4 protein-coding genes are annotated in these 5765 nt (G+C 60.1%); 3 read left to right on the top strand and 1 reads right to left on the bottom strand.

Going from position 1 to position 5765, the window contains the following annotated elements; genetic code table 11:
• The first annotated feature begins 744 nt into the window (after nucleotides 1-744).
• The gene (locus tag AB4118_RS33835) at nucleotides 745-2277 is read left to right on the top strand and encodes a hypothetical protein (protein WP_441493870.1); all 1533 of its coding nucleotides are present in this window, start codon (nucleotides 745-747) and stop codon (nucleotides 2275-2277) included.
• 461 nt (nucleotides 2278-2738) lie between these two features.
• Here AB4118_RS33835 and AB4118_RS33830 read toward each other — a convergent pair whose 3' ends face one another.
• Complete coding sequence (locus AB4118_RS33830; protein WP_441493869.1) at nucleotides 2739-2876, bottom strand: hypothetical protein; 138 nt, start codon at nucleotides 2874-2876, stop codon at nucleotides 2739-2741.
• Between the two features lie 338 nt (nucleotides 2877-3214).
• On the opposite strand from AB4118_RS33830, the gene mddA reads away from it, so the two are divergent.
• On the top strand, nucleotides 3215-4009 hold the full coding sequence (gene mddA / locus AB4118_RS33825; RefSeq protein WP_441493868.1) for a methanethiol S-methyltransferase: 795 nt from the start codon (nucleotides 3215-3217) through the stop codon (nucleotides 4007-4009).
• 287 nt (nucleotides 4010-4296) lie between these two features.
• Complete coding sequence (locus tag AB4118_RS33820; protein WP_441493867.1) at nucleotides 4297-5718, top strand: ISNCY family transposase; 1422 nt, start codon at nucleotides 4297-4299, stop codon at nucleotides 5716-5718.
• Nucleotides 5719-5765 lie beyond the last annotated feature (47 nt).

The following is a 5765-nucleotide window of genomic DNA, read 5'->3' as shown; positions in this document are numbered from 1 at the left end:
CCCGACACAACCGACGCCAGCACCTCAGCACGCCGAAGCTCTCGTTCGCTCATCTCCACCCAGCCCATGCCAGACCCCCAAACCCATCAGCCCGGGGAGTGTGACATTCCTAGTTTGCCACGGTGGGACATTTTAGCTTTGCGCCTACAGGTTTGATTCGCATAAGAGTTCTTATGGAACTAAAACGGAAACGGTTTTGATTATATCCGCCTCGTTCTTGGGCGGCGTTACCGGCCTGGGAGACTGGCTCGATCGTTCCGGGACGGCGTGATTATGTCGCCCCAAAAGACGATAGCACGTTGATATCCTTATAATTCAAAGCGCAATAAACGAGGCATCGAAAATCGCGAACCATGAGCGACGAGGCGTCATTGCGGTGCTCCAGCCAGCGAGATTGAAGTGCAATTATTAAGGCGTAGAAATTCACGTTCACTGGCGCATCGCTGGCGCATTGAGGCGAATTAATTCCGAAAAATTCGAGGCGTGAAAATTTCGACTTCGGTCCGAAATGGGCTGCTTGCGAGGAATCGATATTCGAAAAATTCGAGGCAGGGAAAATCCGAATAGGCGGTTGACGCCGGAACCCGGATGAGCGCTCCGCTGGTCAGAAAAGCGAGGCGAAATAAATCGAATTTTCGAGGCACAAAAAATACGGCTACGCCTTGCGGGCCACCAGTCGGCTCAGCTAAAATGAGCATCGAATTCGGCTGCCCGGCTTTGCCTGGGCGAGCTTCAGGATCGACAATGGCAGTTTATGATTATTGGTGGGGCACCGAGCGGCCCCATCTGCAGGAGGCGCGGTATCAGCGCATGGCCGATGTTTTCGGCCAGACTGCGCGCGCGCGTCTCCAGGCGGAGTTTGACGCTGGGATGGCGGAGGTCGATCGCATCACTGCGGCGTCGAACCAGCGTGTCGGATTGATTAGGATGTCGCTGGTCGGCGGCCGCTATAATCGCGAGGTGGCGAACGCCGTCGCGGCGCAGCACGGTCTTCTGGGATTAGGGGATCCGGTGAAGCGCGGTCGTGGTCGGCCACGCAAATACGGGCCCGACGATACTCGCCCTGCGCGTCCATCGCGGGCGAAGACTGATGCCGGTCGTTTGCGTGCAGTAGGTAAGCAATTTCCCAAACGTGGGCGGCGCAATGTCGATGCGCGGGTTCAGAGCGGGACCGTCTCCCCCGTCACCGCCTCCCCTGCCCGTTCTGTTGCGCCGAAGGCAGCAGCCGAGATCGGTCGCGAATTGCTGAGCGGGACGATCGCGGCACAGCAGGATGTCGTCGCTCCGATCGAGGTCGACGTGGTCGTCGCGGAGGGCGCGCTGGTTGCGGAACCAGTGGCGAAGCCTCCGTCCTTCGACCTGGCTGCGATCGCGGCTCGTCAGCAGAGCAGCATGGAATTGGCGCTGCGGGAATTGTCGTCCGAGGACGATTTGTCCGAGGATGCTATCCTGCTGCGCAGCATGTTCCTGAAGAGCCACAAAGCGCAGACGCAGCTTCATCGCACGCGGCTACGTGGCGAGGCTGGCGTTGCTCGTCTTGATTATGACTTTACGGACGCCATGGATGAAACCAAGGCGCCGCCCGAGGTGCGCGAGCGCTTTACGGGTTTCGGCCTGGTGACGGACCCGCCGTCCGGGGAATTTTCGGAGGAAGAGCTTCAGCTTTGGATGAAGCGAGCGATCTTCAACGGCGTCGATTTTCCCGCGAAGGATTTTGATCGGTATCTGCGGGATTATAAGGGCGCCAAGCAGTTCTATACGTCGTTGAAGTATCACGTCGACCCTGTGATCGACCGCGAGCGGATGCGCGTCCTTGTCTGGCCGTCGATCGAACGTCGCCTGCATTTTGTCGAGCAAACCCATGGAGCGCTTGCGCGGGGAAAGATCGACCTCGACACGGCGATGGTCCGTGTGGCGAACTTCGATTTCCTTGAGCTCGATACCATTCGGTACGGGGCGCATAAGATTTATCGTGAGATTGTCGATGCCATGCGCTGGTTCGAGGGTTTCTCGCGCTTGGATATCGCGGAATGGTCGGGGCATAATCCCTCGAAGGTGCCGTCGAGCCGGTCGATTTATGGGTTTCCGGGGTGGACGTTCCCGGAGCGGCTTCATGCCGAGATCGGCAACGGGAATATGCTCTGGGAGGATGTCGATGCGGATTATGTCGTTCCGGGCATGAAGGAATTGGTCGAGTTTGCTTCGGTCGATAAGGAGGTCATGGTTGCGAACTTCCGGGTTCGCACGGACCTGGATTATGCAGATATCGACCTCTGAGGGTTTGACGGATTGCGCATGAAAAAGGCGGCTGCCGTGAGGCGAGCCGCCCTTCCCTATTTGCTGGCAATCCAGAGGCTGCCGTCTCGCTCTATGAGGCGTTTGTGGACGCGATCGGTGAGGACCTTATACCCGTGGTCCCAGTTCGCGATGGCGTACTGGTTCCGGCGCACGATCATCTCGTAGAGGTCTGTTTCGGTTCGTTAGCTGTGCGGTGGCGTCCTGGTGCAGATGTGATCCGCCAGACGTTCAAGGTCTCTGTCGACCTTGGTCCGCTTTTTGGTCCAGGCCGGATTGGGCTTGCCGAAGGCTTTCGGGTCGAACGCGGTCTGCCTATCATGGCGAACGTCCTTTCTCTGGGGTTTCGACCCTCTTGGGTTCGCCCAAATTTCGATTTGGATCGAAATGCGAGATCGGATTGATCGACCTCGCATTGGGCCACTCCAGAACGGACGTCAGCGTCAGTTGGCGGCGTCAGCCGGCTCCGGGTTCTGGGTCCAGGTCTTTTTGGCGCCATCCCACTGATAGGTGGATTCCTCGCCTTCCTTGTAGAAGTCGAGGGCACCGGCGGCACCGCCGCCATAGCCGGCCTTGTTCATCGCCTCTGCGATGGTGGTGCCGGAGACTGTCTCGGTTTCTCCGGAGAGCCAGTACAGGCGTAGCCAAGGCTGCGGCGCTCGGGCCGGGTTGCCTCAAGCATCCCGTAGGGAAGCATGGCCCGTTTCGTGGGCCCCTTGTGGAGGAGTCCTTTGCGAATGTGACTTCCATCACATTCGCACCGCGGATCGTCGAGTATCACGCCTGACAACGCTGTCGAGGGCAGTTCGCTAAGGCCCCGAGGTCAATCGGTCATCGCGCCATCTCCGAACATCTCACCGCGTTTTACCGCGACGCCGGCCGACTGCAACCGTTCATCGCGTCAACCGAGGTACCAGCCATGCGCAAGACCCCGATCCTTCTCTATGGCCTGATCTCATACGCGTTCTTCTTCCTGACCTTTCTATATGCGATCGGTTTCGTCGGCGGGTTTCTTGTGCCGAAGGGTATCGACGACGGGCCGGCAACTCCGGTGGCGCAGGCCCTCCTGGTCAACTTCTCATTGCTGTCGCTCTTTGCAGTGCAGCATAGCGTCATGGCCCGTCCAGGGTTCAAGCGCTGGTGGCTCGGCTGGATCGATCCGGCTCTGGAGCGGCCAACCTATGTGCTGCTCGCAACGGCGGCCCTTGCGCTCTTGTTGTGGCAATGGCGGCCCTTGCCGGAGAGCGTCTGGAGCGTGACCAATCCGACGCTGGCGGCGACTCTGATCGGGCTCTCCCAGTTCGGATGGCTGTTCGTCCTGCTCTCGACCTTCATGTTCAGTCATTTCGAGCTTTTTGGGCTGAAGCAGGTATTCGTGCGTTTCGCCGGCCGTAGGATGCCGGAAGCCGAATTCAGGACGCCGGGTCTGTACAAGCTTGTTCGGCATCCGATCTATCTCGGCTTCATTATCGCCTTCTGGGCTACTCCCGTCATGAGCCAGGGCCATTTGCTCTTCGCCGCAGCGACGACCGCCTACATTTTGGTTGGCATCATGCTGGAAGAGCGCGACCTGATCGCGCTGTTCGGCGACGACTACAGACGCTACCGCGAGCGCGTCGCGATGCTCCTGCCGCTTTGGCGCAGAGTCACTCCGGCGCAACACAATCTCGCATCGGCCCCCACAAATGACGCGAGGCGCGAATGGCCACGCTGACCCCCACGCTCGCTTCCTAACACTGGGGTTTTCCGCAGCGACAAATAGGAAGTCGGCGATTTCAGCTGGCTTCTTTCGACTTCTGCCTCGCAATCGCGCGCAAGGCCCAAGATTAGGGCTCCTGCCAGCGGTCCCTCGCAGCCTATCCCCAATGCGTCGGACGAAGTCTCGGAGCCTGGGCGAACGCAGAGGGCTTCTACTCCCTCTGTAGGCGCAAAGCTAAAATGTCCCACCGTGGCAAACTAGGAATGTCACACTCCCCGGGCTGATGGGTTTGGGGGTCTGGCATGGGCTGGGTGGAGATGAGCGAACGAGAGCTTCGGCGTGCTGAGGTGCTGGCGTCGGTTGTGTCGGGCCAGCTGACGATGACGGCGGCGGCCGGTTTGATGGACGTGTCGCGACGCCAGGCGCATCGTCTGGCGCTTCTGTTTGCAGATGGCGGCGCGGCGGGCCTGCGCCATCGCGCCCGAGGACGTCCGTCGAACCGCTTGCTTGGGCCACATGTGCGCGACCTTGCCCTGGCTTATGTAGCCGAGAGCTACCGAGATTTCGGGCCGACCTTTGCGAGCCAGATGCTCTTGGAGCGGCATGGATTGAGCGTCTCCCGGGAGACGCTGCGCAAATGGATGAGCGAGGACGGACTTTGGCTGTCGCGCAAGCAGCGACGCCGGTTTCACCAGCCGCGCATCCGACGCGACCATTTTGGCGAACTGGTCCAGATTGATGGCAGCGAGCACGCCTGGTTCGAGGATCGCGGCGGGCGCTGCACGCTGATCGTGTTTATCGACGATGCGACGAGCCGGCTGGTGGCGCTTCGCTTTGTGCCCTCGGAGAGCGCCTTTGCTTATTTCGAGACACTGAAGGGGTATTTGACGAGCTATGGCCGGCCCCTAGCCTTCTATTCCGACAAACACTCGATCTTCCGGGTGTCGAAGCCCCAGGCTCGCGGAGGCCAAGGCATGACCCAATTCGGACGGGCGCTATCGGAGCTGAGCATTGAGATCCTGTGCGCCCATTCGAGCCAGGCCAAGGGCCGGGTTGAGAGGGTGAACCGCACCCTGCAGGACCGTCTGGTGAAGGAGTTGCGGCTCGAAAACATCTCGACGCTCGAGGCCGCGAACGCCTATCTGCCGGGCTTTGTCGCGCGTTTCAATGAGCGTTTCGCGACGGCTCCGGCCCGGCCGGAGGACCTGCATCGTCCCCTGGAGAGCACGCCAGATGGGCTCGACTCGATCCTGGCATGGCGTGAACAGCGCTATATCACCCAGCAATTGGCCCTCTCCTACGAAGGCAAGCGAGTTATCCTTGACGAGACACCTGTGACGGCTGGCCTGGCGGGCAAGTACGTCGAGACCTACGAGTTTCCCGATGGCCGGCTCGAGATCCGCTGGAAGGGCGTTTGCCTGCCCTATCGGATCTTCGACAAGAAGCAGCGTGTGACCCATGCCGCGATCGTCGAGAACAAGCGATTGTCGGAGGTTCTGGCCTGGGTGAAGGCCCGCCAGGACGAACTGCGGCCTGGTCCTGTCAAGACCGCCAGCGAAGCCGGTGGGTATATCCCGCGACCGAAAGGCCGCCGGGGCCGCATCTCTTTCGTCGATCTGCACATCGCCGCCAAAGGCGCCCTTCCCCACGCCTCTGCTGGGGCTGCTGCGATATGTGAGGTCTCCGCAGCCCCAACAGAGGCTCCGTCGAGACCGTGGCTGTGACATTTCTAAATTGCGAAACCCTGAGACATTTCAAAGCTGTTGCAACA

It is taken from the genome of Allobosea sp. 2RAB26 (assembly GCF_052115465.1).
GTDB lineage: Bacteria > Pseudomonadota > Alphaproteobacteria > Rhizobiales > Beijerinckiaceae > Allobosea.
The sequence above is the reverse complement of the archived record's forward strand: the minus strand, read 5'-3'. Positions and strand labels throughout refer to the sequence as shown.

Excerpts from the sequence above, each read along its gene's own strand:
- mddA (WP_441493868.1), top strand. The coding sequence starts at position 3,215 with ATGCGCAAGACCCCGATCCTTCTCTATGGCCTGATCTCATACGCGTTC.
- AB4118_RS33820 (WP_441493867.1), top strand. The coding sequence starts at position 4,297 with ATGGGCTGGGTGGAGATGAGCGAACGAGAGCTTCGGCGTGCTGAGGTG.
- AB4118_RS33830 (WP_441493869.1), bottom strand. The coding sequence starts at position 2,876 with ATGAACAAGGCCGGCTATGGCGGCGGTGCCGCCGGTGCCCTCGACTTC.
- AB4118_RS33835 (WP_441493870.1), top strand. The coding sequence starts at position 745 with ATGGCAGTTTATGATTATTGGTGGGGCACCGAGCGGCCCCATCTGCAG.